21 protein-coding genes and 3 tRNA genes are annotated in these 26,049 nt (G+C 42.5%); 20 read left to right on the top strand and 4 right to left on the bottom strand.

Annotated features, from left to right (window positions below; genetic code table 11):
- The first annotated feature begins 148 nt into the window (after positions 1–148).
- From L2740_RS02995 to L2740_RS02935, 13 genes are all read left to right on the top strand, one after another.
- Positions 149–225, top strand: a tRNA-Asp gene (locus tag L2740_RS02995).
- An 81-nt stretch (positions 226–306) separates the two neighbouring features.
- Positions 307–383, top strand: a tRNA-Asp gene (locus tag L2740_RS02990).
- 79 nt (positions 384–462) lie between these two features.
- Positions 463–539 (top strand) — tRNA-Asp (locus tag L2740_RS02985).
- Between the two features lie 516 nt (positions 540–1,055).
- Positions 1,056–2,906, top strand: coding sequence for a cation:proton antiporter (locus L2740_RS02980; protein WP_248948569.1), 1,851 nt, complete (start codon positions 1,056–1,058; stop codon positions 2,904–2,906).
- A 682-nt stretch (positions 2,907–3,588) separates the two neighbouring features.
- A complete protein-coding gene (locus tag L2740_RS02975; RefSeq protein ID WP_248948567.1) occupies positions 3,589–4,155 on the top strand; it encodes a diguanylate cyclase in 567 nt (188 codons plus the stop codon).
- The gene (locus L2740_RS02970) at positions 4,152–5,258 is read left to right on the top strand and encodes a beta-ketoacyl-ACP synthase III (protein ID WP_248948566.1); all 1,107 of its coding nucleotides are present in this window, start codon (positions 4,152–4,154) and stop codon (positions 5,256–5,258) included. The genes L2740_RS02975 and L2740_RS02970 overlap by 4 nt, the downstream gene beginning before the upstream one ends.
- 3 nt (positions 5,259–5,261) lie before the next feature.
- A complete protein-coding gene (locus L2740_RS02965; protein ID WP_248948565.1) occupies positions 5,262–5,945 on the top strand; it encodes an iron-containing redox enzyme family protein in 684 nt (227 codons plus the stop codon).
- Positions 5,938–6,795 (top strand): DUF6999 family protein, encoded by an 858-nt coding sequence (locus tag L2740_RS02960; RefSeq protein ID WP_248948563.1) that lies wholly within the window; start codon positions 5,938–5,940, stop codon positions 6,793–6,795. The genes L2740_RS02965 and L2740_RS02960 overlap by 8 nt, the downstream gene beginning before the upstream one ends.
- Positions 6,796–6,881: 86 nt before the next feature.
- Positions 6,882–7,436, top strand: coding sequence for a dienelactone hydrolase family protein (locus tag L2740_RS02955; RefSeq protein WP_248948561.1), 555 nt, complete (start codon positions 6,882–6,884; stop codon positions 7,434–7,436).
- Positions 7,437–7,487: 51 nt separating this feature from the next.
- On the top strand, positions 7,488–7,958 hold the full coding sequence (locus tag L2740_RS02950) for a GNAT family N-acetyltransferase (protein ID WP_248948559.1): 471 nt from the start codon (positions 7,488–7,490) through the stop codon (positions 7,956–7,958).
- A 357-nt stretch (positions 7,959–8,315) separates the two neighbouring features.
- On the top strand, positions 8,316–9,602 hold the full coding sequence (locus L2740_RS02945; RefSeq protein ID WP_248948558.1) for a coproporphyrinogen III oxidase family protein: 1,287 nt from the start codon (positions 8,316–8,318) through the stop codon (positions 9,600–9,602).
- A gap of 172 nt (positions 9,603–9,774) precedes the next feature.
- The gene (locus L2740_RS02940; RefSeq protein WP_248948556.1) at positions 9,775–10,209 is read left to right on the top strand and encodes a GNAT family N-acetyltransferase; all 435 of its coding nucleotides are present in this window, start codon (positions 9,775–9,777) and stop codon (positions 10,207–10,209) included.
- Between the two features lie 48 nt (positions 10,210–10,257).
- Complete coding sequence (locus L2740_RS02935; RefSeq protein ID WP_248948554.1) at positions 10,258–10,542, top strand: DUF3861 domain-containing protein; 285 nt, start codon at positions 10,258–10,260, stop codon at positions 10,540–10,542.
- Positions 10,543–10,663: 121 nt separating this feature from the next.
- Here L2740_RS02935 and fadE read toward each other — a convergent pair whose 3' ends face one another.
- The gene (gene fadE, locus L2740_RS02930; RefSeq protein ID WP_248948553.1) at positions 10,664–13,111 is read right to left on the bottom strand and encodes an acyl-CoA dehydrogenase FadE; all 2,448 of its coding nucleotides are present in this window, start codon (positions 13,109–13,111) and stop codon (positions 10,664–10,666) included.
- A gap of 240 nt (positions 13,112–13,351) precedes the next feature.
- Here fadE and L2740_RS02925 point away from each other — a divergent pair, with 240 nt between their 5' ends.
- Complete coding sequence (locus L2740_RS02925) at positions 13,352–14,137, top strand: class II glutamine amidotransferase (RefSeq protein WP_248948551.1); 786 nt, start codon at positions 13,352–13,354, stop codon at positions 14,135–14,137.
- A gap of 138 nt (positions 14,138–14,275) precedes the next feature.
- Here L2740_RS02925 and L2740_RS02920 read toward each other — a convergent pair whose 3' ends face one another.
- Both L2740_RS02920 and L2740_RS02915 read right to left on the bottom strand, forming a co-directional pair.
- On the bottom strand, positions 14,276–15,049 hold the full coding sequence (locus tag L2740_RS02920; protein WP_248948607.1) for a DUF3108 domain-containing protein: 774 nt from the start codon (positions 15,047–15,049) through the stop codon (positions 14,276–14,278).
- Between the two features lie 113 nt (positions 15,050–15,162).
- Positions 15,163–15,516: an MGMT family protein gene (locus L2740_RS02915; protein ID WP_248948549.1), complete on the bottom strand. Its 354-nt coding sequence runs from the start codon at positions 15,514–15,516 to the stop codon at positions 15,163–15,165.
- Positions 15,517–15,727: 211 nt separating this feature from the next.
- On the opposite strand from L2740_RS02915, the gene L2740_RS02910 reads away from it, so the two are divergent.
- Positions 15,728–16,399 (top strand): hypothetical protein, encoded by a 672-nt coding sequence (locus L2740_RS02910; RefSeq protein WP_248948547.1) that lies wholly within the window; start codon positions 15,728–15,730, stop codon positions 16,397–16,399.
- A 107-nt stretch (positions 16,400–16,506) separates the two neighbouring features.
- Here the strand turns inward: L2740_RS02910 and L2740_RS02905 are convergent, their stop codons facing one another.
- Positions 16,507–18,225 (bottom strand): MFS transporter, encoded by a 1,719-nt coding sequence (locus L2740_RS02905; RefSeq protein WP_248948545.1) that lies wholly within the window; start codon positions 18,223–18,225, stop codon positions 16,507–16,509.
- Positions 18,226–18,479: 254 nt separating this feature from the next.
- Here L2740_RS02905 and def point away from each other — a divergent pair, with 254 nt between their 5' ends.
- The 5 genes from def (at position 18,480) to L2740_RS02880 (ending at position 26,028) form a co-directional block, all read left to right on the top strand.
- The gene (def, locus tag L2740_RS02900; protein ID WP_248948544.1) at positions 18,480–18,971 is read left to right on the top strand and encodes a peptide deformylase; all 492 of its coding nucleotides are present in this window, start codon (positions 18,480–18,482) and stop codon (positions 18,969–18,971) included.
- A gap of 260 nt (positions 18,972–19,231) precedes the next feature.
- Complete coding sequence (locus L2740_RS02895; protein ID WP_248948542.1) at positions 19,232–20,314, top strand: hypothetical protein; 1,083 nt, start codon at positions 19,232–19,234, stop codon at positions 20,312–20,314.
- Between the two features lie 39 nt (positions 20,315–20,353).
- The gene (locus L2740_RS02890; RefSeq protein ID WP_248948540.1) at positions 20,354–22,000 is read left to right on the top strand and encodes a Y-family DNA polymerase; all 1,647 of its coding nucleotides are present in this window, start codon (positions 20,354–20,356) and stop codon (positions 21,998–22,000) included.
- Positions 22,000–25,368 carry an error-prone DNA polymerase gene (locus L2740_RS02885; protein WP_248948539.1) on the top strand — a complete coding sequence of 1,123 codons (3,369 nt, stop codon included), beginning with the start codon at positions 22,000–22,002 and terminating at the stop codon, positions 25,366–25,368. Before L2740_RS02890 ends, L2740_RS02885 begins: the two co-directional genes overlap by 1 nt.
- Positions 25,369–25,512: 144 nt before the next feature.
- Complete coding sequence (locus L2740_RS02880) at positions 25,513–26,028, top strand: DTW domain-containing protein (protein ID WP_248948537.1); 516 nt, start codon at positions 25,513–25,515, stop codon at positions 26,026–26,028.
- Positions 26,029–26,049: the final 21 nt, after the last annotated feature.

Genomic DNA, 26,049 nt, shown 5'->3' with positions numbered 1-26,049 from the left:
TCAGTTGGTTAGAATACCGGCCTGTCACGCCGGGGGTCGCGGGTTCGAGTCCCGTCCGCTCCGCCAATTTAAAGTAAGACAAGGTTATTTGTTAGTGACATAGCAGTAACCCAAGAAATCGACATAGTGATTTCTAACAAAGAGTTTTGGAGCGGTAGTTCAGTTGGTTAGAATACCGGCCTGTCACGCCGGGGGTCGCGGGTTCGAGTCCCGTCCGCTCCGCCAATTTAAAGTAAGACAAGGTTATTTGTTAGTGACATAGCAGTAACCACAGAAATCGACATAGTGATTTCTAAAAAGAGTTTTGGAGCGGTAGTTCAGTTGGTTAGAATACCGGCCTGTCACGCCGGGGGTCGCGGGTTCGAGTCCCGTCCGCTCCGCCAATTTAGAGTAAGACAAGGTTATTGTTAGTGACATAGCTGTAACCAAAGAAATCGATATATGATTTCTAAAAAGAGTTTTGGAGCGGTAGTTCAGTTGGTTAGAATACCGGCCTGTCACGCCGGGGGTCGCGGGTTCGAGTCCCGTCCGCTCCGCCAAACTAAGATTAAGGCCTTCACAGAAATGTGGAGGCCTTTTTCGTTTCTATATAAAATTTTTTTCGTATCTACATATACAATTTTTGCGTAGCGTTATATGTGTCACGACGAAAGCGCGGGTTCATTAGTATTCCGAGGATCCGCTCCGCCAAACTAAGATTAAAGCCTTCATGACAATGTTGAGTTTTTGTTCTATACATAATTTTTTGCGTAGCGATAAATGTTTCACGTTGAAATCTGAGGAGCTTCAGCATTTCGACAGTCTGCTTCACCAAGCAAATATGAAACCCTAACAACGAGCTTCTGCTGTCGCTCTCGCTCATATATTTTTTCTTGTCTGCTGATCTTGCTTGGTATTTGAGCCACTCTTATAAAGCGAAACAATTTAACGATAATTTTGATTTACTTTTCTTGGAGTTATCGTATTTTACTCAAGTTTAGCTATAGTTTTTACACACAACAGCATGTTTTAACAAACAGCGTTTCGGTTGAAACGATCAGATAAGGAAATAGGCTATGCTGGAGCAGATCACTGCGATGCTTGCTTTGCTAGGTGTTTTATCGTTGTTTTGTCAGTGGCTTGGTTGGAAGTTACGACTCCCCGCTATATTACCGCTGCTACTTTGTGGCTTATTACTTGGGCCTGGGCTTGGCTTTTTACAGCCAGATGTCATATTTGGCGATCTGCTATTTCCCATCATTTCTCTAGGTGTTGCCGTTATTTTATTTGAAGGCGCGTTAACCCTTAATTTTAAGGAGATCCAAGAACATGGCGTGATGGTAACTAGGCTTGTTACCTTAGGTACGGTGATCACTTGGGCCTGCATTGCTGTTGGTACTTTCTATTTACTCGACTTTGAATGGTCAATGGCTTTGCTATTTGGCGCATTAGTGGTTGTTACTGGGCCAACCGTAATTGTTCCTATGCTCCGAAGCGTAAGGCCTAAAACCGAGCTCGCGAGTATCTTACGCTGGGAGGGGATTGTGATTGATCCCATAGGTGCATTACTTGCGGTATTAGTGTTTGAATATATTGCAGTAGCTGCAGATCCTACCACCCATGTTTTACACGCTTTGAGCGCAATGTTGGCCATTGGCTTGGGTTTTGGCGCTATCAGTGGTTATTTAGTTGGGCTGGTATTACGTAATAATCTGTTACCACATTATTTACGTAATACAGCTGTGCTTACTCTAATGTTAGCGGTATTCGTAGGTTCAAACCTCCTTCAAGAAGAAGCGGGCCTGCTTTCAGTTACAGTTATGGGTATTTGGCTCGCCAATATGAAAGGCGTTGATATTGCCGATATTCTCGAATTTAAAGAAACACTAACAGTACTGCTTATCTCGGCGTTGTTTATTCTTTTAGCTGCGAGGCTTAACGCCGATGCGCTATTAAGTTTAGGCTGGGAGGGTTTGGCGCTACTTGCGGTGGTAATGTTAGTTGCTCGCCCACTTAGCATTTGGTGCTGTGGTGTGGGCACCTCACTGTCTAAAGGTGATAAGTGGTTTTTAAGCTGGGTGGCACCTCGAGGTATTGTTGCTGCAGCGGTGTCGTCACTTTTTGCGATTAAGCTGGAAGCTATTGGGATTAAAGGCGCTGAAATGATAGTGCCACTGGTGTTTTTAATTATTATTGGTACCGTTGTTATTCAAAGCTTAACGGCGGGGCGCTGGGCCAAAATATTAGCTGTAACCGCTGATTCGTCTCAAGGATTATTGATTTTTGGCGCATCAAGTTTTCCGCGAGCTTTAGCTAAGACGCTGCAATCAAAAGGCGTTACCGTTTTACTTGCTGATAATAACTGGGACAATATTCGTCTCGCGAGGATGGACAATATTCCTGTTTACTTCGGTAACCCTGCATCCGAACACGCTGAAAACCATATGAATATGGCAGGGATTGGCCGAGTATTAGTTATGTCTCCATATAGGCAGCTTAACCCTTTGGTGAGTTTTTACTTTCAAGACGTATTTGGTGGCGAAAAGGTATTCGGGCTTAATAACGGTGAAGCATCGAGTGCAAGGCATCAGTTATCTGAATCTTATTTAAAACGTTTATGTCTGTTTGGTGAAGGGGTTTCTTACTCAAAACTCGCCAGTTTAATGGCTAAGGGCGCGAGCATAAAAAGCACTCGACTCACCGATAGCTTTAATTACAACATGTTTATGGAGCAGTATGCACAGTCTGCAATTCCGCTTATTTATTTGCAAGACGGTAAGGTTAGGGTGATCAGCGCTGCAGCCGATTCTGAGTTGCCATCAGGTGTAGAGCTAATTAGCTTGATCCCTGCAGATGTACAAAAACTCGAACCAAGTAGCGATGCACCAGTTACTGAAACGACAGTAACTGAGACAATAATAACCTAGATTAAAACTACTGACGCTAATACGTTAAGGTAGCGACTAGGTCAGTGGTTAACTCGCTTGTGCGCTTCTAACCTTGGGGGCATATGCAGGGAAATATTGGCTTAGAAGCGGGCGCTGGTCGTTTAAAACTGAATTTAAGCCTATATCTAAGCCTATATATGAGCTTATATTTGAGCTTATATTTGAGCTTATATTTGAGCTTATATCTTAAGAGGATTGATAAACTTCGATTGTTGTTATCAAGATACAGTTAAAGCAGTGCTAGCAATAGCGCTGCTTTATTTTGTAATTTTATACTTGATAGATAATGATGGTGTGAGTTTTTCTATAAATAATTGATATATAGTTTTTTGTATAGATGTTTTTATTTGGCCGCGGAGATATAGCGCACTTATCCAACTCTAAGTTTAAACTAACTGCCACCGTTTGATTATTAACGCTGCCAGCATTATTAACAGCTTAGCTTCAAGAACATTTTTAAAGAGGGCTTTCAAAGAGCAGTTTCACAGACCCGAAAAACCCCAACCAAATGAGCACTAAACTGCAATTCAATCTCCTCCAAAACCGTTGTTATTCCGTTACACCGAAAACTCTTTTCATTAACACCTGAGCTTACAACACTTGCGGTAAATGTTAGTCTTGCCGGCCTGATTTAAGATAAATATCAAAAGGAATGAGTGACATGGATACGTCACAACTGCTGATTAACTTTTTGCTTTTTATGCTATTGCCAATATGGGGCATAGCTGGGCTGGCGGATTGGTTCTGCCACCGCGCAACTAAAATTGAACATACTTCAGGGATTAAAGAGACCCTGATGCATTCGGTGATGGGTATTCAAATCGCCATTCCATTGGTGTTATGCCTACTCTATACCGTAAATGTGCTTATCCTCATTATTTGCTTGTTCACTTGGGTGTTACATGAAGTGGTTGCCCATGCTGACGTTAGATATGCCGCTCCCAAACGGGAAATTTCGATTTGGGAAATGCATGCTCATAACTACCTCGGCACCTTACCAATGTATATGTTGATCACCATTATTATCATTAACTGGCCGCAATTTATTAATTTAATTAGCTTAAATTGGCAGGGCAATATGTCTCTGGTACCGGTAGAGACACCTCACGGTGGCAGTGCTTATTTTGTTAGTTACTTGAGCTTTATGGCCGTTGTGTGTGTATTTCCCTATATAGAAGAGAATATTCGTTGTATTCGAGTGGCGATGAAAAAGAGGGCCGTTAATTGAGTGTATATATCAATAGTACCGGGCACTTCCTGCCTGGGCCTGCCATAAATAACGATGAGATTGAGACTATCTTAGGTTTAGTTAATGGCAAAAAAAGCCGCCTAAAGCGGAAGATTTTACAGTCTAATGGCATCAAAACTCGTCATTACGCGATAAACCAGCAACAAGAAACACAAATTTCAAACAGTGAAATGGCTGCTAATGCGGGCAAAAGTTGTTTAGGTAACAGCTATATATCTCCTAATCAGGTAGAAATGCTCAGTGTTGCCACGAGTCAGGGGGACTTAGTCTTACCAGGCTTTGGTAGCATGATTCAAGCAGAGCTAGATATTAGCAGTGTTGAGCTACAAACCAGTCACGGGATTTGTTCAAGCAGCATGATGGCGCTTAAAGCCGCTTATACCAATATTAAAGCCCAAGAGACTAAAAATGCTTTAGTGATCGCCAGCGAACTGGCATCTCGCTTATTTAAACATACGCGATATGAGCAAGTTGCTGGCAATGAAATTGATTTTAATGCTGAGTTTTTACGCTGGATGCTATCAGATGGTGCAGGTGCGCTATTGCTAGAGAATCAACCGAGAAAAACCGGTAAAAGTCTGCGTATTGATTGGATAAAAAGCTTTTCACATGCAGATGTATATCCGGTTTGTATGTCAGTTGGTATGCCAAAAGACAGTGATAAAAGCTGGCAGGATTTTGCAACCTACAGCGAGGCAGAGCAGGCCGGAGCGCTGTTATTACGTCAAGACGTGCGCTTACTCGAAAATATTGTTGCCGTTGGTGTGAATGGTTTTTTAAAGTTACAGCAAGATAAGATGTTTAACGTCGATGAAGTTGACCATGTGTTATGTCATTTTTCATCGGCTTACTTTAAAAGCAAGATTGTCGATATGCTTAGCGTTGCCGGTGTGCAGATCCCTGAAGATAAATGGTACACCAACCTTTATGAGCGCGGTAACACTGGCTGCGCCTCCATTTTTATTATGTTAGATGAATTTCTATCGAGCCATTCTTTAACTGTGGGCGAAACCCTGTTTTGCATGGTGCCGGAAAGCGGCCGATTCAATTGTGCTTATATGCACTTAACTGTAGTGGAGTAGACAATGGCAGATCATGTATTAACAGCTTCGGGCCAAGCCTGCTTGCAGTCATTACTTAAGATTTGGTTTGATTTCGACCTTGCGTTATCCAAGGCGCCTATCGTTAAGCGCTTAGAGCAGAATAGACTAAGTCATCAAGACTACCAAAAACTACTGCTTAACCTGCGCCAACAGGTGATTGAGGGCTCACGTTGGATCACCCGTTGTGCCTCTAGTTTTAATCGCGATTATGCTGATGTGCGCTCAATGGTAATTGGTCACGCTAAAGACGAGCATAAAGACTTTTTATTATTAGAAAGTGATTACCTTGCAACCGGAGGTGATGTCAGCGTGATTCAAGCTGCCAGCAAAAATATTGGCTCTGAAGCACTGCACGGTTTTCTTATGTATCGTGCTAGTCAAGAAAACCCCATTGATCTTATTGGTGCTATGTGGATTATCGAAGGCTTAGGCAACAAGATGGCTGGCAAGTGGGCTGAATTAGTTGAAGAGCAGCTTAATTTGCCTCAATCTGCCACGCGGTTTATGCGCTACCATGGTGAAAACGATGAGCATCATCTAGAAGAGTTATATAAGTTAGTAGATCGTGTAGCGACCAATGACGCAGCGATTAAGGCGATAGCGCGCACCGCAAAAGTGGTTGCGAGGCTTTATATCTTGCAACTTGAGGAGATAGATAGTGACTAAGCAACGCCAGAGTGCATTTATCCGTGCAATTGCTGCAGATAATTCATTGCCGATAGAAAAGGTCGCATTAGCGCTTTGGATTAAAGATCTTGATAATCCTTTTCGCTGGACATTAAGACCGATATTACAGCTGTTTTTTGCGCTATTGTTGCATCTAACTTGGTTTTTAAAGCGTTTACCTTTCCCGCAGTTTAGTGGGCATACTTTACTGCAAAAGATGATCTGCTGGTTTTGTAAGAATCTAGTCTCCCCTGAAGCCAACCTTCTTATTTTAAGGCACTTTGCTACTGAATCGAATGTACTTAACTTCTTGTCTGAAAACTCAGGTAAATCGGTATTCGTCGATCTTTACCCTAAGTGTGTTGATGACATGCTGCGCGATACATTTGTTAAGCATGACCAAGAGCTATTTGATGCCTTTTATCATTTTGGTGATGCTAAAGAGGCCGAATGTAAACCGCGCTCGGCGTTAACGTGGCAGCGTTGGCAAGCAATAGATATGCAAGCTTTTCAACTTGAGCGTAAAGCTAGCCAAGTGATTGACTTTGAAACGGCTCACGCATTATTTATGTGCCTGTTTTGTTTTCTACTCAAACGCGATGAGTACCGAGATGCAATTAACGGTTTTAATCTAGATCAGTCAATTGCAATCCGTATTGGTCGGATCATTGATAAACCTGAAATCGTTGAGATGGCCTATAACAAATACCCACACTATTTAGTTGGCCCATGGGATCTAAGCCAGCGGTTTTTGATGCATGGTTTTTTTACCGAATACTTATACGCAGAATTGGAGCAGATAAGAAAATCTGAGGCATGTACGAATAAGAATAAAGAATCAGCACGCTAAGCTCAATGTTAGTTTGCAGCAATGGAGTGATGTACTTATTCGGCCTTTAGGTGACTAACCCTGTATTAACGAGGATTGATGACGATATGAAAGTAATGATAATTACCGACATATTTGGAGTATGTGAGTCTAGTGACTTATTGATTTCAAATATAAACAACATTGATTTGGTTCATGTCATCGACCCTTATGCAGGTGAGCGCAATTATTTTGCAAATGAGCAACAAGCTTATCGGTCGTTTATTGAGCGTTGTGGCCATGAAGATTACTATTTGTTGGCTGAGGCGTTATTTCATCAACTTGAGCCTGATCTGATCATTGGCTTTAGCGCTGGAGCCAATGTAGCCTGGCGTTTATCTGGTGAGCTGAAAGCAAAAAATAAGCTCTTTCGCTGCTTTTATCCGACTCGTATCCACCAATATTTAGCTGCTAAACCTATCGCTAAAATGGAAGTTATTTTCCCTCAACAAGAACCTGGCTTTAACGTGAATGAAGTTGAGGCCATTATTAGTAACTTTGATAATCTTGAACTGCAAGTGACTCCCTACCAACATGGGTTTATGAATAAAAGCTCACAGGCTTATGACCAACAAGGCTTTCAATTCGGTGTTGACGTTATTGCTAAAGCGATTAAAAGATAGTAATCAATAGTATTAATAATATTGAACGTTTAACAAAGGTTGTCTAAGGAAATGATTGCTATCAGAAAAGCGCAAAACTCAGATGTTGACGCCATTTTTGCGCTACGTAGTCGCAGTATTATTGCTAAGTGCACAGGCTTTTACTCAGAGGAGCAAATCAAGTTTTGGACACAAGGCACGGTAACAACTGAGTTTACTCGTGATGTTATTGATAACTTCTATGTATCAGTGGTTGCAGGGCAGGTGATTGGAAGCGGTAAACTTAATATTACATCTGGAATGCTAGATGCAATTTTTGTTGAGCCAGAGTTTTTTGGTAAGGGCGCAGCTAAGCAGATGCTAGCATTTTTAGAAGCGCTTGCAATTGAGCATAACCTCCCAAGTATTAAGCTTGATTCGACCTTAAACGCTGCACCATTTTACCGCGGTTGTGGTTTTATCGGCGAGCAAGTATCAAGTTATCATTCACCTAGAGGAATAAGTCTAGATTGTGTGTCTATGTATAAAAACTTGCTAGTATGAAAGCTTAGTTACCAATGTTGATGTTAAACGCTGACCCATTTTGCGGATAGCAGTTAATTAGTCGTTTCAGATATGCAAAATACACTTTAAATTGGCATTTATCTATTCATACCATTACTTATTTACTCTGAAAATCACTCTCTTTTCGAACGTCGTAAATCAACGGTGATGATGGTTATCATGATACAAAAAATAACAGTCGAAATGTTCATTGCTTTTATGTGATCTAGCTGCCGTAAAATCTAAAAAAAAATATCAACATCAGCCATATAACACACTTTTCTATATTGCTCAGGGGTAAGGTAATAATCACCTACTTACCTGGAGACAGGTAAATTCATCATCACAAGGTGAGTTATGTCATTTGCCGATTTACGTTTATCTTTAGCAACACAAAGCCTTGATATTGTTATGCAACATACCATTATGCAGTCGCTAAGTTTAGCGGACGCAAGAGCATTTCCACTTGGGCAATCATCCGTAGGCTTCACCAACGAGCAGCATATAGAAACCCTCTATATTCATATTCCTTTTTGTCACACATTGTGCCGTTTTTGCTCGTTTCATAAAATTAAATATAACCAACAAAAAGCTCTGATTTACTTTGAGGCACTGCGTAAAGAGATCAGACGAGTTATTGCAGCTGGCTTACGGTTTAATCGTGTATATATTGGTGGCGGAACCACCACTATCTTAGAAGACGAGTTAGTTAAAACTATTGAGCTTATTAAAAGTTTAACCCATGTGCGTGAAGTTTCGTGTGAAACCGATCCTAGCTATTTTAAAACCGGCAACCCCGAATTGCTTAATGGTTTGGTTGATAGAATGTCTATAGGCCTGCAGAGCTTTGATGACAATATATTAAAAGCCAGTGGTCGCTTTGAAAAATTTGGCTCAGGCGATGAACAAGCGATTGATATCCAAAAGGGGATTGAGCTTTTCCCGACGGTGAATGTTGACCTAATGTACGGCTTTAAAGGCCAAACACCAGACAGCGTAGTTGCTGATATTTCACGGATGATCCAACTTGAACCAGATCAAATCACTACCTACCCATTGACGCTAGGAATTGGTAAGAGTCGTAAAAAGTCTAAATGTTTAGCGGGGGAGCCTAGAGATTTGTGGCCGCAGTTTTTAGCGGTTAAACAGGCAATGTCTGACCGTTATACGATGGAGTTCCCTTGGACATATAGCCGTAACTTTGGCCAGCATGTTGAGAATAAATATGTTCTTGATGGTGAAAACTGCTTTGGTGTTGGCTCTGGCGCTTTTGGCCGTTTTGGCCAACAATTTCAAGTATCTAGCTTTGATATTGATGGCTATATTCAACTGATTAATCAAGGCAATGTTGGTACTAGTCATCATAAAATGTTGAGCAATAAGTCAATTAACCAACACCATTTAATGATTATGATGGGCAAAGGTCATTTAGATAATGCACTCTTTAAGGCGCATACTGGTAAAAGCTTATGGCAGGCGTTCCCGTTAGAGTTGATCTATTTATTAGCATCTGGCGCGTTAATAAAAGATGGTGATAGCTATAGAACAACCGAGTCTGGGCAGTTTATTGCGTTAAAAATGTTCAGTGGTTTCTTAGCTGGCATGGATTACCTACGAGAACAAGCATTAGATTTAGCTGCCTAGTGTTGTTTAAGAGCTGCATATTATTCAGTTTATGAAAGGGCTTTGGATTAAGTCCTTTAGCGAGCTTCCAGTACGGCAATGCGAGTTGCTAGCCAATGCGTTTTAGCGTTAACTTCAATAGTTTGTTAATTTGATAAAGTCTCAAATCTAAACGGCAAATAAAGGAGAAGCTTTGATTGAATTATCAACCGCTAAAGATTTAGCTGGCGCAGCGGAGCTTACCTTAACCAATATGCAGCCATACTATAAAAAGTACCGGCTAGACTGGGATAGTACAACTATCTTAACCATGACAAAGGATTTGAATAACCTGCAGATCTCACTCGATGGTGAGGTCGTTGGGATATTGAGGTTGTCAGTTGCAGCTAACGTTTGTCAGCTTCGTGATCTGCAAATTGATAGCCATTTTCAAAATAGAGGCATTGGCAAGCAGGTACTAATGGAAGTCGTGCGCATAGCTGAGCATGCGAGCTTAAAATGTATTGAGCTTAAAGTGTTTCAACTTAGCCCAGCGGTCAGGCTTTACCAGCGCTTTGGCTTTAGTGTCCAGCAGCAAGATGAACGATTTTTTTATATGCAGTTTGAGTTGGGTAAAGTGGTTAGTTAATGGTGAGTCAACTTTAACCCTATTTATTACTCTACAAAGGAGTTAATTATGAAGGGCCATTTATATAAAGTCACTCTAGAGCACTTAGAAGATGCTAAAGGACAGGCTATCGATAACAGCCGCTTAGCGTTTGAGACGCGTAATCATGACGATATTTTTAAGATTGTCGAGATGATCAAAGTTAAAATGGACCTAGAAGAAGCGGATGCCATGGCTTTTGCTGTGGGGTTAAAACTCTTTGGTGAAGTCATGTTAAACAATCGCGATGTAGAGCTGTTTAAACAGTTCAAACCGCATATGACAGACTTTATGAAACAATTGAAGAAACAATAAATCGGTAATTTTTAAAGATAGCTGCAAATAAAAAAAGGCTTAAGTGATTAAACTTAAGCCTTTTTAGTATTTTTGCTTAGCAATTAACCTAGGCGTAATGAACCTAGTTATTGGTTAAAGGCTAGGCTGCCTCAAACTGCTTAGCGTATTCAAGCGTGCGTGCTTTTAGCTCTTCAGGGTCAAAGTCATCAACATTGATAGACTTCATACGACCTATTTCAGCACGCTCTAGAAGCGCCACTTCGGCTTCGCTTAGTACACCAAGCGCTTTTCCTTCTGCTGCCACTTTATCTAGCCACATAAAGGGTAGGCGTTTACCTGCAGCTTTACAGACTTTGTCGTAGATAGGCTCTGAAGCCAAGATATCTTTAAAGGTTTCTTCTTGAATCCCCACAGCGTTATGCTCACTTGCAGTCCAGAATTGACCTTTGCCTAAACGGTCACGGCTGGCACAAGGCGTTTGCATGATTTTAGCCACCTTGTGGTCCAGCACGTCGCTTGGGCGTTTAAGTGGGCGGCCAAATGGGAAGATCACTGCACGTAGTGCAATACCTAAGCCCATTGGGAAGTTATCCAGTAACTCATCGAGTGAAGATTGCAGTTTGTAGAGTGAATCTTCAACAGCCCATTGAACTAATGGTAGATCTTCAGTTAAACGGCCCTCATCTTCATAACGTTTAAGTGTTGCTGATGCAAGATACAGTTGACTGAGTAAGTCACCAAGGCGCGCTGAAATACGCTCTTTACGCTTAAGGTTGCCACCAAGAGTTGCCATCGCTAAGTCTGATAGCAGTGCTAAGTTGGCACTAAAGCGGTTCATTTGTTGATAGTAGCGTTTAGTTTTATCTGAATATGGCGCGTTAGAGAAGCGGCTTGAAGTTAAGCCCATCCAGAAACTACGTACAAGGTTGCTGGTGGTAAAGCCAATGTGGCCAAAGATAGCTGCATCAAAGTCACGTAAACCTTTGCTTGCATCTGGATCAAATGCCGACTCCATTTCAGCTAATACATATGGATGACAGCGAATTGCACCTTGGCCATAAATAATCATTGAACGGGTCAGAATGTTGGCACCCTCAACAGTAATCGCAATTGGCGCTGCTTGGTAGCCGCGACCTAAATAGTTATTCGGGCCTAAGCACACACCTTTACCACCGTGAATATCCATAGCATCGATAACGCACTTTTGCATTCTGTCGGTGAGATGATATTTCACAATAGCTGAGATCACTGATGGCTTTTCACCAAGGTCGATACCCGTTGTAGTTAAAGAGGTTACCGCGTCCATTAGGTAAGCGTTACCACCAATACGCGCCATTGGCTCTTCAATACCTTCAAGTTTACCAATTGGTAGCTTAAATTGACGACGAATACGAGCATATGCACCCGTTGCTAGTGCGGCGGTTTTAATGCCACCTGCAGAGTTTGATGGCAGAGTAATGCCGCGACCAACAGATAAACACTCAACTAGCATTCTCCAGCCTTGGCCGGCCATTTCAGCGCCGCCAATAATAAAGCTAAGTGGTACAAAGACTTCATTACCGCGTGTTGGGCCATTTTGGAACATGCAGTTAAGCGGGAAGTGACGGCGACCGGTTTCAACACCTTCAATGTCTGTTGGAATAAGGGCGCAGGTAATGCCTAAATCTTCTTGGTTACCCAATAATTGGTCTGGATCTCTAAGTTTGAATGCAAGACCGAGAACCGTTGCCACTGGCGCAAGGGTAATATAGCGCTTGTTCCAAGTGAGCTTCATCCCTAGTACTTCTTCACCTTCCCATTCGCCTTTACAGACGATGCCAAAATCAGGGATAGCACCTGCATCACTACCCGCTTCAGGGCTAGTTAAGGCAAAACATGGTACTTCTAGGCCTTGAGCAAGGCGGGGCAGATAATGGTCTTGCTGAGCTTTAGTGCCGTAATGCTGAAGTAGCTCACCAGGGCCTAAAGAGTTAGGTACACCAACGGTGGATGCTAATTCGCTGCTTAAACCTGCAAGCTTTTGCAGTACACGAGATTGTGCATAAGCTGAGTATTCTAAACCGCCATATTTCTTTTTAATGATCATCGCAAAGAAGCCGTGATCTTTTAAGTATTGCCAAATTTCTTCTGGAAGATCGCCAAGCTCATGGGAAACTTGGTGCTGGTTTAACATGCGACAAACTTCTTCTACGGGACCATCTAGAAAGGCTTGTTCTTCAGCACTTAGTGTAGCTTTTGGATAATTATGCAGTTTGCTCCAGTCTGGTTTGCCTGCAAACAGATCAGCTTCCCACCAAGTGGTTCCGGCTTCAATCGCTTCTTTTTCAGTAGACGACATTTCAGGCATGATGCCGCGATACATTTTAAGTAATGGGCGGGTGATAACATTTTGTCTAAATGAGCTGATATTAAGTGGTAGTGCAACAGCAAGAAAAACCAGCCAAAGTAGGCCGCTTGCATTACCTATACCGGTTGCTACTGCTAATACCGCAGCAGTGCCTAGGGTGGCGGTGAGTAGAGAGACTCTGAGATAAGCAAAAGCGCCTATCGCAACTATTATTGCCAAGATCCAAAGTAGGGTCGTCACTGTAATTCTCCTTGTATGCGTGACCTAAAGTTGACCTAAAGGCACTTGTTTTTGGTTCTACCTCACAATTATAGTGCGTGGTCAGACCTGTGTCTCATAAAATCTAAACCTTAGTTAATTTTAATACAAGCATTTTTCAAACAAATGTTTAAATTATTTGCAACGCTTTAGATTCCCCAAAGGCGATCAAGTGGTTAGAATAAAAGGTATCAAGTTGTAGATAGAGCGGGATGAAGATTAATGTGTGAGTTACTGGCCATGAGTGCCAATGTTCCGACAGATATTGTATTTAGTTTCACTGGACTAGCCGAAAGAGGTGGCGTAACCGGACCACATGTTGATGGCTGGGGCATTACTTTCTATGAAGGTAAAGGCAGCCGTACATTTAAAGACGCGCGCCCAAGCAGTGAGTCCCATGTAGCACAGCTTATTAAGTCTTATCCGATAAAAAGCGAAGTCGTGGTGAGTCATATTCGCCAAGCAAACCGTGGCTGTGTGTCACTTGAAAATACTCATCCGTTTACTCGTGAGTTGTGGGGCCAATACTGGACCTATGCACACAATGGTCAATTAAGTGATTATGAAGATAAGTTTGTCGCTCGGCGTTTTGCTGCAGTGGGTGATACTGACAGTGAAATGGCCTTTTGTTGGATAATGGATAAAGTTGTAGAAAAGTTTGGTGATCGCGCTCCCGAAGATCGCTTAGCGGTTTACCATTATATTTCGACTTTAGCTGATGAGATCCGCGCCTTAGGTGTGTTTAATATGATCCTAAGCGATGGTGAGCATTTGATGAGTTACTGTAGTAATAATCTATGTTATATCACGCGCCGTGCGCCTTTTGGTAAAGCCAAATTGATTGATACCGATGTGGTGATTGATTTCGATAAAGAAACCACACCAAATGACATTGTTACCGTGATTGCTACCCGTCCTTTAACTAAAGATGAGCAATGGAATGTGTTGAGTCCTGGTGAGTGGAAACTGTTTCAAAAAGGTGAGTTAGTTAGCTCATCTGTGAGTTAGCCCTTTACGGGAAAATAACTGATTAACAAGCTCGCTAAGTGATCCTTAGCGAGCTTTTTGTTTTTATAATCGACTTTTATGATTTGCTTCTAAGCTGGAAAGCGACTCGATTGCTTTCGTTCGCTTAGCTGTAGTAGCTTAGCCTTGTTTGTTACTTTCAAGGTTATCACTTTCAAGCTGTGGAGCGGCCTCATTGTTTAGTGCTTGCTCTGTCGGAGTCGTTGCTTCAAATCGATAATTGAGTAGTTTTATATCTAATTGTTTACTGCCTTTTTCAAAATGAGACAACCGAATGGGCAAGTAGCTTAAATCCGGTGCCATCCAAAAAAATGTTTGTCGCTTTTTACTATCACGTACTACTTCAAACTTAACGGTTTGATAGCTGCCGCTGTCGATATTAACGCGCTCTTTCCCTACGATTTTAAAATCATAGTCATCGATTTCGCCTTCTTTAACCATGCTGTAATGCAATGCGTCTTTATTGGCTTCCATATCGAGCCTAAATTGTAGCTGCACCATTAGAGGGTCAAACAATTCTGTGTCGTAAGGGAATTTTGCACGTTCATCTTTATAACGGCTATGAACCACGTTTTGCGCTTTGGCAAAAGCGGCTTGCTCACGAAAGCTTGGGCCTGTACCTGTTCGCTCAACGGAGTAACGCATGGGCACAAGGTGGTTGTTGTCTTCTAAGGTAAACTCACTGCGAATATGGCGTTTGTCCGACAGCATTAATAGGCCAATATCACTGTCAAACCGATATTTAAATAGATTTCCCTCTGGGGCTTCTAGAATATAACGCGCTCGGCCAAGCTCTATGCTGCCGTAATAGACTTCATACTCCGCCATATGTGGCGTAAGTGCTGTAGTGTTGGCTGCGCTGTTGTGACTGGTTAATAGAAAACCAAGCGCCAAGAGTGCCGCTGATTTTTGCGGTAATAGCTGTTTTGATGAAAGTGTTTTAAGCAAAGGCCACTCCTTTGGAAAAGCTAGGAAATTAATCATGTAAATAGCCTCATGTCTGTTCGTTAAAACGGCATTGACAAGACTAAGGTTGCCATATCGGGGCGCCATTCATATTCTGATAATTTTACTTTACCGCGGTTAACAATGATCTCTTCACTACGCAGCCGCTGCATCTGCTCAATAAAGGGTTCACTATGCTCAGCAAATGATATTTTACCTTGGCTGTTAATCACTCTGTGCCAAGGTAATTTTAGTTCATTCGGTGCAGCCTTTAAGGCTTTAGATACATAACGTGCTCTGCCGGGAAGACCTGCTAAGTCAGCGACTTTACCGTAGGAGCATACTTTTCCTTCTGGGATCATAGACACAATATGCCAAATTTGCGTCATCGGAGAAGGTTTACTGGTTTGTTGCATAAGGCTTACCTCCTCGTATTACGGTAAGTTCTAATAATATTGAGATCAACAGTCTAATAATATGTATGCCTAAAACTGCCGATCCTAGGTTGCAACTGTTAATAAAAATCTCTGCTGTTTGCCAGTGGTTACGCACTTGTAATATAAGGTAAAAGCTCTTGCTGACAGTTAGCGCTAAAGTAATAATAGCGCCTTTTTCACGGTATATATAATGTCAGTAAAGGCTTTACGTCCTGTTATCGGGTCTTTGTTATTACTCTCTGCAGTGTCGACGCCAGCTTTTGCTGGTGACTTTCGCCATATTGCCGACCCATTAAATTTAAATGACTCGCTTTTTATTGGTTTTGATGACGATACATTTAAAGTCGGTGGTAGTTTCGCAACCAGTCATCAAAAGTTTTCAGCTAATACCAATGTTGATGGTGATAAATGGCATTTAGGTTATTTGTATTCAGCCAGTAACGTTAATTTTAGAGCCTCTGTTGATCACGGTAAAACCGATACTCCACAAGGTAAATCAAGCCACTATCAATACCAAATGGGTTTAATGACCGAGCATCAAGGTTGGTTTGCCACCCAAGTCTTTACCGAGCTTGCTGTTAACCATTTAGCGGTTAAGCGCTATAAAGATAGCACGGCAGCGAATGCTAGCATGACAGTGTTAAAACCGATGACCGAGCATTGGTACAGTGAGTTTTACTTGCAAGGTAACGCAGGTATTGATGGTGTTGAACGTTATGATGCCAAAAGCTGGTTAGCACTGGGTTATCAAATTAATCCGCAGTGGTCTTGGGTGATTCGCTACCAATATGACTGGGAAAAATTAGAGCAAATTGAAAACGAAGATACCCAGTGGGTATTTGCTATTCGCTCGCAGTTCTAATTTCTATGCTGTAATTTTGATGTTAGCTATATTTTAAAGCCCATATTGATAATCAATATGGGCTTTTTGTTGGGCGATAGCGCCTACATCAGTTCTGTGTGCAGCTTCTAATTGATTTCAGCCAGCTCAAGCGCGTTATCCTCAGCTTGTGGCGTTGTACCAAACTTATGAAATAGCACTAAACCTAACGCCGTTAATAGACCTAACGCACCTATGATGTACCACATAAGGTCGGGTCTATCAGCGCCTTTAGCCACTTCAGAATATAAATAGCCCGATAATGGTCCTGCTAATAAAAAGCCAATAGCAGAAGAGACAAAATAGTAGCCCATAAACATGGCCTTTTTATCATTAGGTGCAAAGCTTGCTACGTATTCTTGGCTTTTTGGTGAAGCGACCATTTCGCCGATTGAGAAGACTAAAATAGAGGTCAGCACCATAGCACCGCCCATAATTGCGCCGTGGGCAATACCGCCAATAGCGGTGCCAAGAGCCAGAATTATGGTGCCGCCAACCAAAACGGGCAGCGCTTGGAAACGTTCTACAAAACGGCTGATCATCAATTGCATGACCACAATGGATAAGAAGTTCAGTCCAATAAGATATTCAGGATTAACTTGTCGATACTCAACAGCCCAAGTTTGTGCGTATTGCGCCGCAATTGTTGGGGTTTGCGCTATAGCGGTTAATGCTTGGCTGATTTCAATGCTAGGTACCATCACTTTAGTGTGTACAAGTTCAAAGTAGGCCTGCTTGGCGTTTAGTGTGCCGCTCGACACTTCACTTGCAAGGCGAGTCAGTTCTGCTTGCAGTAGGCTAACATCAACAGGTGCAAAAAATTGCAGTAGATCAGGGTAAGGCGCAAGCATTAATACTAAATCGCTTGTATCGACAAAGTCGCGAATATAGATAGGTAGCGTGATAAAAATTTGCTGATACACCATCCACATGCCAGATAAGATCAGTAAGTAAATCACAAAGGGCTTATTGCCTAGACTGATCTTTTGGGCGTACCAAGGAGCTTGCTTATGAGTTGAAGCCAGTTTATCCCAAATAATATGTGCCGCGAACCAAATGGCATAAATGATTAATGTGGTTTCACCGGTTATCCATTTAGCACCATAAGACATCAAAATAACTAACGTGCCGAAGAATAAAATGGCAAAGCGAGCATTACCCAGTACTTCTTGGATATCTTGAAATACCGCTTTAAGCGGTTTGCCTTTTTGCTGGCTTTGATCTGTGGGCTCTTTATAAAAGAAATAGGCCGGAATAAAGTTAACCGCTATCCAAAAGGCCGACATGATAAATACCCAGTCCCAGCTAATGGCTCTTACATAACCCGCGATGAAAGGCCCTAAGAATCCGCCGATATTAACCATCATATAGAAAATGCCAAAACCTAAACCACGATTGGTTTCATCGGTTGTGCGGGCTACCGTGCCAGTGACGACAGGTTTAAAGCAGGCCGCGCCAACAGCGACCCCCATAAAGGCCACAAAGAATCCCATAAAGGTATCAACTTGGCCGAGTAGATAATAACTCGGGCACATAATGGCATAGGCAACTAAAAACATTTTGCGGTAACCATACCTATCTGCGAGTGCACCGGTTAATACTGGGAACAGGTAGAGAAAGAAAGGGATCATCCCTTGTAGTAGGCCGCGTTCTTGCTCTGAAAAACCTAATCCACCTTGGTTTTGTGGCGAGGTCATATATAAAGATGATAGGGCGAAAAAACCATACCAGGCTAAGCGTTCGAAGATCTCCATTGTATTGGCAACGAAGAATGTAGGGGGCAGCGCAGTGCGTCCTGCAGAGGTCATATTATTTTCCGTATATTTTATACATTTTGATTTATGCTATCACATGTTAATAAAAAGTGGAGATAATTGTGCAAAATAGAAACACTTAAGTAGGTAGATATGGTGAGTTTATAGGGCTGGGATTCGTGGATTATTGTGCTAATAAGCCCTCTAGTAGAGGGATTGCTGACTTTAAATGGAACTCGAGATTGCCTTTATTGATGATTCGGTCATAATAGCGCGAATTTTTTAGTTAACATTAGTGTGATAAAAGTATGGCAGTGTTAGACATCTTAACGATCCCCGATGAACGCTTGAAGCGTAAAGCTGTGCCGGTAACAGATATTGAATCTGTGCAAGGTTTTATCGACGATCTAATTGAAACTATGTATGACACCGATGATGGTATCGGCTTAGCGGCGACTCAAGTGGGTAGCTTGCATGCTATTTTAGTTATCGATTTATCTGAAGAACGCGATCAACCTATGGTGTTGATTAACCCTGAAATCGTTGAGTCTCGTGGTCAATACCAAGGTGAAGAGGGTTGTTTATCTATTCCTGGTTACCGCGCTAAAGTTAATCGTCACGAAGGGGTTAAAGTCGCAGCGCTTGATCGTGAAGGTAAAGCGTTTGAGATTGATACTGACGAATTCTTAGCGATTGTTCTACAACACGAAATGGATCACCTTAACGGTATCGTGTTTACTGATCATCTTTCTATGCTGAAGCAACAAGTTGCATTGAAGAAAGTAAAAAAATACAAGTAAGTTATTATTTTAGCCGGGTTATCTCATTAATTAATAACCCGGTGGTAAATTAAACACTCAAGCGCTCCTCTATTAGAGGAGCGCTTTTTTTTGCAGTTAAGATCACTTGCGATCTAATAAAAGATAACTATACTGTGTTTTTATACAGTGTTTATTGGTTCGTTGAATATGCTTGCCTAGTTCAGCGTTATTTTAAGCAAATTAATGCTAAGTGACGAAAAGAAAGGTGAGTAGCTGATTGACGAAATTAGGTGCATAAGATGAGCTACGCGAAGGCGTTAACAGTAGATGAATTAAAGGAGGCAAGTATTGCATCTAGGCTGCAAACTAATCAGCGTTCAAGCAGTGGGCTAAAAGTAAAACCGCCGCTAGTCAATTTACTTGAGCGACAAGATCTCTGGTTAGGCGAGCAATGGCAGCATCAGAACGAGGCATATTGCACCGGGTTTTCTTTGCTTAATAAGCACTTGGCTGATAATGGCTGGCCTAAACAGGGTGTATGTGAATGTTTATACGATAACCCAGGCCAAGGCGAGTTAACGCTAGTATTGCCTTTATTACAGCAATTGATTGGTCAAGGTGTTGTATCGCAAACGCTTGCTTCAGAGCAGCACTCTAAAGTTAGCAAGACAAGCGCAACTGATACAAATCATGCAGAGCCATTAGTCATGCTGGTTGCACCGCCCTATATTCCCAATCCCCAAGCGCTTGAACTACAAGGAATTGAAGTTGAACGTTTAATTTGGATTGATAGCAGCGACAGAAAAGAGCAGTTATGGGCCATAGAGCAAGCATTGAGTAGTGGCGCTGTACCTTTGGTATTGGCATGGCTGGATTATTTATCCATTACTGAGTCGAGACGACTGCAACTGGCTGCAGAAAAAGGCCAAGCATTGTGTCTATTATATTTACCGAGCAAATTGGCGGATAACTCACATCCGGTTAATTTACGCTTAACTCTTAAACGCTCATTTTTCAGTCGTAAGCAAATGAGCACCAAAGTAACTGCTAACACCCAACTCTTTTCTCAAGAGCAGACGAAAAAGAGAGTTAATGCTAATAGTGGCAATACTATTCGAGCAGTGGAGCACTGTGGTGATAGCAACATTAACATTATCAAGCGTCGTGGTGGCTGGCCGAGTAAAGCATTTAGTTTGTCGTTACTGCCACCGCATTTACAAGAAAGTTTGCTTGGGACGGCGAACTATTTAACACCTAGATTAGCGGCAGAAGTGTTAGCTGATGTTGAACCTCATAGAGTAACAACCGATAAAGATCTGCAAATAGAGCAGACATTCAAACTCAGCATTGTCAATAACGCTAGCCATTTAGCGCCTAATTGATTCAGCGCTAACGGAACAAGAACTGCCGAGAAAACCAACATGCTATGGCTTGCAGCTTATTACCCCCAATGGGCATTTCAATACCTTAGGTATTTGCATCAACAGCAATCTATTGATGGCTGTGTGCTATTTGAACCTAAGTCATTACAGGTATTAGCCTGTGATCATCGTGCAATACAATCAGGCATTCACTGCGGTATGAGTATTAGCACTGCGCAAAGCTTATTGGCGGAAGTGGTACTGATAGAGTTTGACCCTCATGTGACTCAACAAGCTTCTGACTGGCTCTGTCAGTGGAGTTATGGCTTTAGCGCCCGAGTTGCGCCGCTGCATTGCTCGCTAGCCGCTCGATATGCCAAGCAGGAATTGACTAATGATAGTGCTGTATTTAACCAAAGCTTGGTTAAAAAAGCAGGTAAGTTCTCAGTGAATGAATTTGTTGATGACTGCTTAGTGTTAGAAGTTAGCTCCATGGGCTTAGTATTTGATGGCATTGACAATCTGGCTCAGCAATATGGGCAAAAGGCGTTAGCACTTGGGCTAGACGTACAGCTTGCTATTGCTGAAACACCGCTAGCAGCTCAGCTTTTAGCGTTACAAGCACCGCGATTTATTTCATTGTCCCATAGTTTGAATAAGGCATCGTGTGAGCAAGGTTACCAGCGTAATGAGCAAGCATCAGAGTTTCAACATCAAGCGGAGCTGCAAAGCCGTTATTTACAACATGAACATAATAGTTTGTTGCTAGATACTTTGCCCATTCAGGCTTTACCGGTATCAAACTATTTATCCGAGGCATTTACCAATATGGGGTTGCATACGTTATCTATGTTAACCGCATTACCCGAAAAAGATCTTGGTCAGCGCTTCGGTCAACCGTTACTGCAATTATTGGCTAAGATCAGTGGCAAATTGCCGCAACCAATGTCGTATTTTGAACCTGCAAGTCATTATCAGCAAAAGCTAACCTTGCTCTATGAAGTTGAATCTATGCCGGGAATTATCTTCCCGCTAAGGCGAATGCTAGATGATCTCGCCGGTTATTTAGTGCAGCGCCAGTTGGCACTGCAAACACTGACCTTAAGTTTAGGCTATCGAGACCGAGAGCTAGCGCCTTTAGATCTGACAATTTACTACCCCTTCGCTGAACATAGAAGCGCTGAACTGCTTAGTTTATGTCGTATGCAACTTGAGCGCGTCACCTTATATCAGCCTGTTGTTGAGCTATGTATTTATGCCAATAAATTTGCGCCAATCACTCAAGGGCAAACTCATTTATTAACTCATGCAAAAGCTGGAAAAAACGATGCAGGCCGATACTTGCTATCGAGCTTACAAGCACGGCTTGGCAGCGATAAAGTGAAAGGGATCACCTCAGTATCTGAGCACTTACCTGAGCATAGTTGGCAAAGTACCGCACTTAGCAGTATTGGCAAGGTACAAACTAAGCAGCAAGAACATAGATTGGCGCTGGGTGCTTGCCGACCTTTTTGGCTACTTGCTCAGCCAGAGGCAATAGCAACAACAGAGTTTGAACTATTAAAGGGGCCAGAGCGATTACAAACTCACTGGTGGCAACAAGCCAGTTATTGTCGTGACTATTATATTGCTAGCCATGTTGATGGCGGCCTGTGCTGGGTTTATCAAGAGCAAGGTGGTTTTTATCTGCATGGATGGTTTAGTTAATGTACGCCGAGCTACACGCTATTTCTAACTACAGCTTTTTAAGGGGCGCTTCTCATCCTCATGAGCTGGTGGAGCAAGCGGCAAAACTTGGCTACAGCGCAATTGCAATTACAGATGAGTGTTCGTTTGCAGGCATAGTAAAAGCCCATGAAGCGGCTAAGAAGCATCAAATCCGTTTATTGGTTGGTGCGGAGTTTCGTTTAGCTGAAGGTGTATTTGTATTCTTAGCTAAAAACCGTAAAGGTTACGGACAGATTAGTCAGCTGATAACCTCATCGCGTCGTCGAGCAGAAAAAGGGGCTTATCAATTGCAATTTACTGATCTTTTAGATGGATTAGATGAGTGTATTTTATTGTGGCAGCCACAACCTATAAAGCCTGAGCTAGATACAAGAGTGCAGCTCGCTGAACAGCTACAAGCATATCAAGCGCAGTGTTTGGCAGTTGGTTTAGCGTTAGTTTCGGTATTTGCTAAGCGTTGCTATTTGCTTATGGAGCGAAGCTTGCTGGCTGGTGAAGCTTTAAAGCTGCAATTATGGCAGAAGCTCGCAGAGCATTTACAGATTGAATGCGTGGCAGCTGGTAATGTACGTATGCACTGTGAGCAGCGGCAAAAATTGCAAGATGTGTTGACTTGTATCCGCCACGCTACCCAATTAGATCAAGCTGGTTCGCTGTTACTTGCGAACACTGAAACGGCATTAAAACCGTTAAATGCCATTGCTAAGCGTTATTCTAAGGCTTGGATTGATAACAGCTTAGTGATAGCAAAACAGTGTCAATTTAGTTTGGATGAGCTGAGATATGAATACCCAAGTGAAGTGGTTCCGACTCATTTAACTGCGAGTGAGTATTTAGCTCAAGAAGTCGAGAAAGGAGCAGCTTGGCGTTTTAATCATAAGGTGCCTAAAGCCGTTAAACTGCAATATATAAAAGAGCTGCAGTTAATTAAAGAGATGCAGTATGAGTATTTCTTTTTAACTATTTACGACATAGTTCAGTTTGCTAAGTCACAACATATTTTGCATCAAGGCCGTGGCTCTGCCGCAAACTCTGTAGTGTGTTATTGCTTGGGGATCACCGAAGTTGACCCAACCAAAGTCAATATGCTGTTTGAGCGCTTTGTGTCAAAAGAGCGTGATGAGCCGCCTGATATTGATGTGGATTTTGAGCATGAGCGCCGCGAAGAAATCATCCAATATATCTATAGCAAGTATGGCCGCGAGCGGGCAGCGCTTGCAGCAACGGTGATCAGCTATCGTTTCAAGAGTGCTATGGGTGATGTGGGCAAAGCGCTTGGCATCGATAGGCAACACATTGAACATATACTGCACAGTGTCGATAGGCGTGATAGTGAGTTTGATTGGCTAAGCCAGTTAGAGGCTAAAGGCTTGGTGCCAAAAGAGGGAATTGGTCAGTATTTATTGCCTTTGGTGCAGGAGATCTTAGGTTTTCCACGGCATTTGTCTCAGCATGTGGGCGGATTTATTATTTCATCCGGGCCATTAAGTGAGTTGGTGCCAGTTGAGAATGCTGCAATGGCGGATAGAACGGTTATTCAGTGGGATAAAGACGATTTAGAAAGCTTAGGCCTGCTAAAAGTTGATGTGTTGGCTTTAGGCATGTTAACAGCTATTCGAAAATGCTTTGAGCTTATTACTCATTCTCAGACCCAGAGCCAAACCCAGACCAATACTAAAAACCAAACTTGCGATAATCATTCACTGCAAAACTGTCATAGTTTAGAGAATAGTTTAGAGAATAGTTTAGAGCCTTATCAAAGTCAGCAAGTTAAAGCATTTTCAATGGCAGATATTTGTTGGGAGCAAGCTGAGGTATACCAAATGCTGCAACGAGGCGACAGCATTGGCGTGTTTCAAGTGGAGTCAAGGGCACAAACCTCAATGCTGCCAAGGCTTAAACCTAAGTGTTATTACGATTTAGTTGTGCAAATAGCGATTGTTCGTCCGGGCCCTATTCAAGGCGATATGGTGCATCCTTACTTAAGGCGCCGAGACGGCTTAGAGCAGGTAAGTTACCCAAGCGCTGAAGTTGAAGCGGTATTATCTCGCACTATGGGAGTGCCGATTTTTCAGGAGCAAGTGATTCAATTAGCTATGGTGGCTGCAGGCTTTTCCGGTGGCGAAGCCGATCAATTAAGGCGAGCAATGGCCAGTTGGAAACGCTCTGGTGAGCTGCAACAGTTTGAAACTAAGCTATTAAACGGTATGCAAAGTCGGGGTTATTCAACAGAGTTTGCCGAGCAAATTTACCGGCAAATAAAAGGTTTCGGCGAGTATGGTTTTCCTGAGTCACATTCTGCGAGTTTTGCCCTACTTGCTTATGTTTCAGCATATTTGAAATACCACTATCCGGCGGCATTTTGCTGCGCTTTATTAAATAGTCAGCCAATGGGCTTTTATAGCCCATCACAGTTAATTCAAGATGTGAAACGCCATGGGGTAAATGTTTTGCCGGTGTGTGTTAACCATAGTCAGTGGCAGCATACTTTAGAGCCTGATGAACATGGTGAGCAGCAGTTACGTTTAGGCTTTAGATTAGTAAAAGGGCTTAACCAAAAAGAGTGTGCTCGCCTTGTAGAGTTAAGGCCTAAACAGGGATTTCATCAGCTTGAGCAAATCTATCAACTAGGGATTGCTCGCCATGAACTTGAAATTTTGGCGAGTGCGAATGCATTTGTAACCCTTGCAGGGCATAGACACCAAGTTCGTTGGCAATTGTCGGCTTGTCAGCAGAGTTTACCGCTATTTGCAGAAGATGAGCTGAATCAGTTAGATAGAGTAAGAGGTGCTCAAGATAAATCGCATCAATCACCTAATAGTGAATTAATGCAAGGTGTTGCTAAGCAACAGGTGCACATGATTAAGCATCTCAAGGTTGAACCTGAGTCGACTCCTAAGCTGGCACCACCTACGGCTGCAGAGTCGATGCAAGCCGATTATGCTTATACAGGCATGACATTAGGCGAGCATCCCATGGCAATGCTTAGAGCAAGATCTCGTTTAGCTCGCTCTTGCTTGCATAACTGTATCACAGCTGAAGCGCTTGAGGATTGCCGTAGTGGCCAAGTTGTTACTGTTGCTGGATTAGTTGTTGGTCGGCAGCGGCCAAGTACTGCATCAGGGGGGACTTTTATTACATTAGAAGATGAAACCGGAAACGTTAATCTTGTAGTCTGGATTGCTACAGCAAGGGCGCAGCGACAAGCTTATTTAGTTTCAAAGATTATGAAGGTCAGTGGTGTGCTAGAGCGGCAATCTGGAGTGACTCATGTGGTTGCCGGAAAACTTGAAGATATTTCTCACGAACTTGATAAATTGTCTGTTCGTTCCCGTGATTTTCACTAAGTATTAACCTAGTGAGTCTAGCTATGATTTTTATGATTAAGCTTCATTGTCATGCTGAGTAAAAAAGGGCTGGTTAGATGAAGCTTTGGGGCATAAGCGCTTTAGGTATATACTGCGGCGGTAATTTATTTAAGAGTCATACCGTTGCAAATTATCCTTTTAACTCATGAGCGCGAAGCGACTCGACCGACCAATACCGGCAATATTGCACTGCAGTATGCAGGTGATTATTGTCAGCGCATTATTTGGTCACGGGTGACACCATCGTCCTTACTGCTTGATAAATTGGCTTTAGAAGGTACTGCGCTTTTGTTCCCAAAAGAGACACTTTCTACCGAGACCTTAACAACTGAAGTATCGTTAGAAAATACAGACGATGTGCTGACGCAGCACAGAGAGCTGAAGCAGTTACCGGAAACATTAGTCATCATAGATGCGACATGGCAAGAAGCACGAAAAATGTTGCGTCAAAGCCCTTATTTAAAGACCGCAGCGCGCTATTGCCTTACGGAAACCACTAAATCAGAATTTACTTTGCGCCGTAATCAAGTGGAAGGCGGATTATGTACAGTGGAGTGCATTATTGAGCTGTTTAAACAAGCCAATATGAACACAGAGGCTCAATGCTTACAGGTAGAATTTAAGCGTTTTTGCCAGTAAGTTGACTATTAATAAGGCGCA

This window comes from Shewanella pneumatophori (assembly GCF_023283895.1).
In the GTDB taxonomy this organism is placed as follows: domain Bacteria; phylum Pseudomonadota; class Gammaproteobacteria; order Enterobacterales; family Shewanellaceae; genus Shewanella; species Shewanella pneumatophori.
The sequence above is the reverse complement of the archived record's forward strand: the minus strand, read 5'-3'. Positions and strand labels throughout refer to the sequence as shown.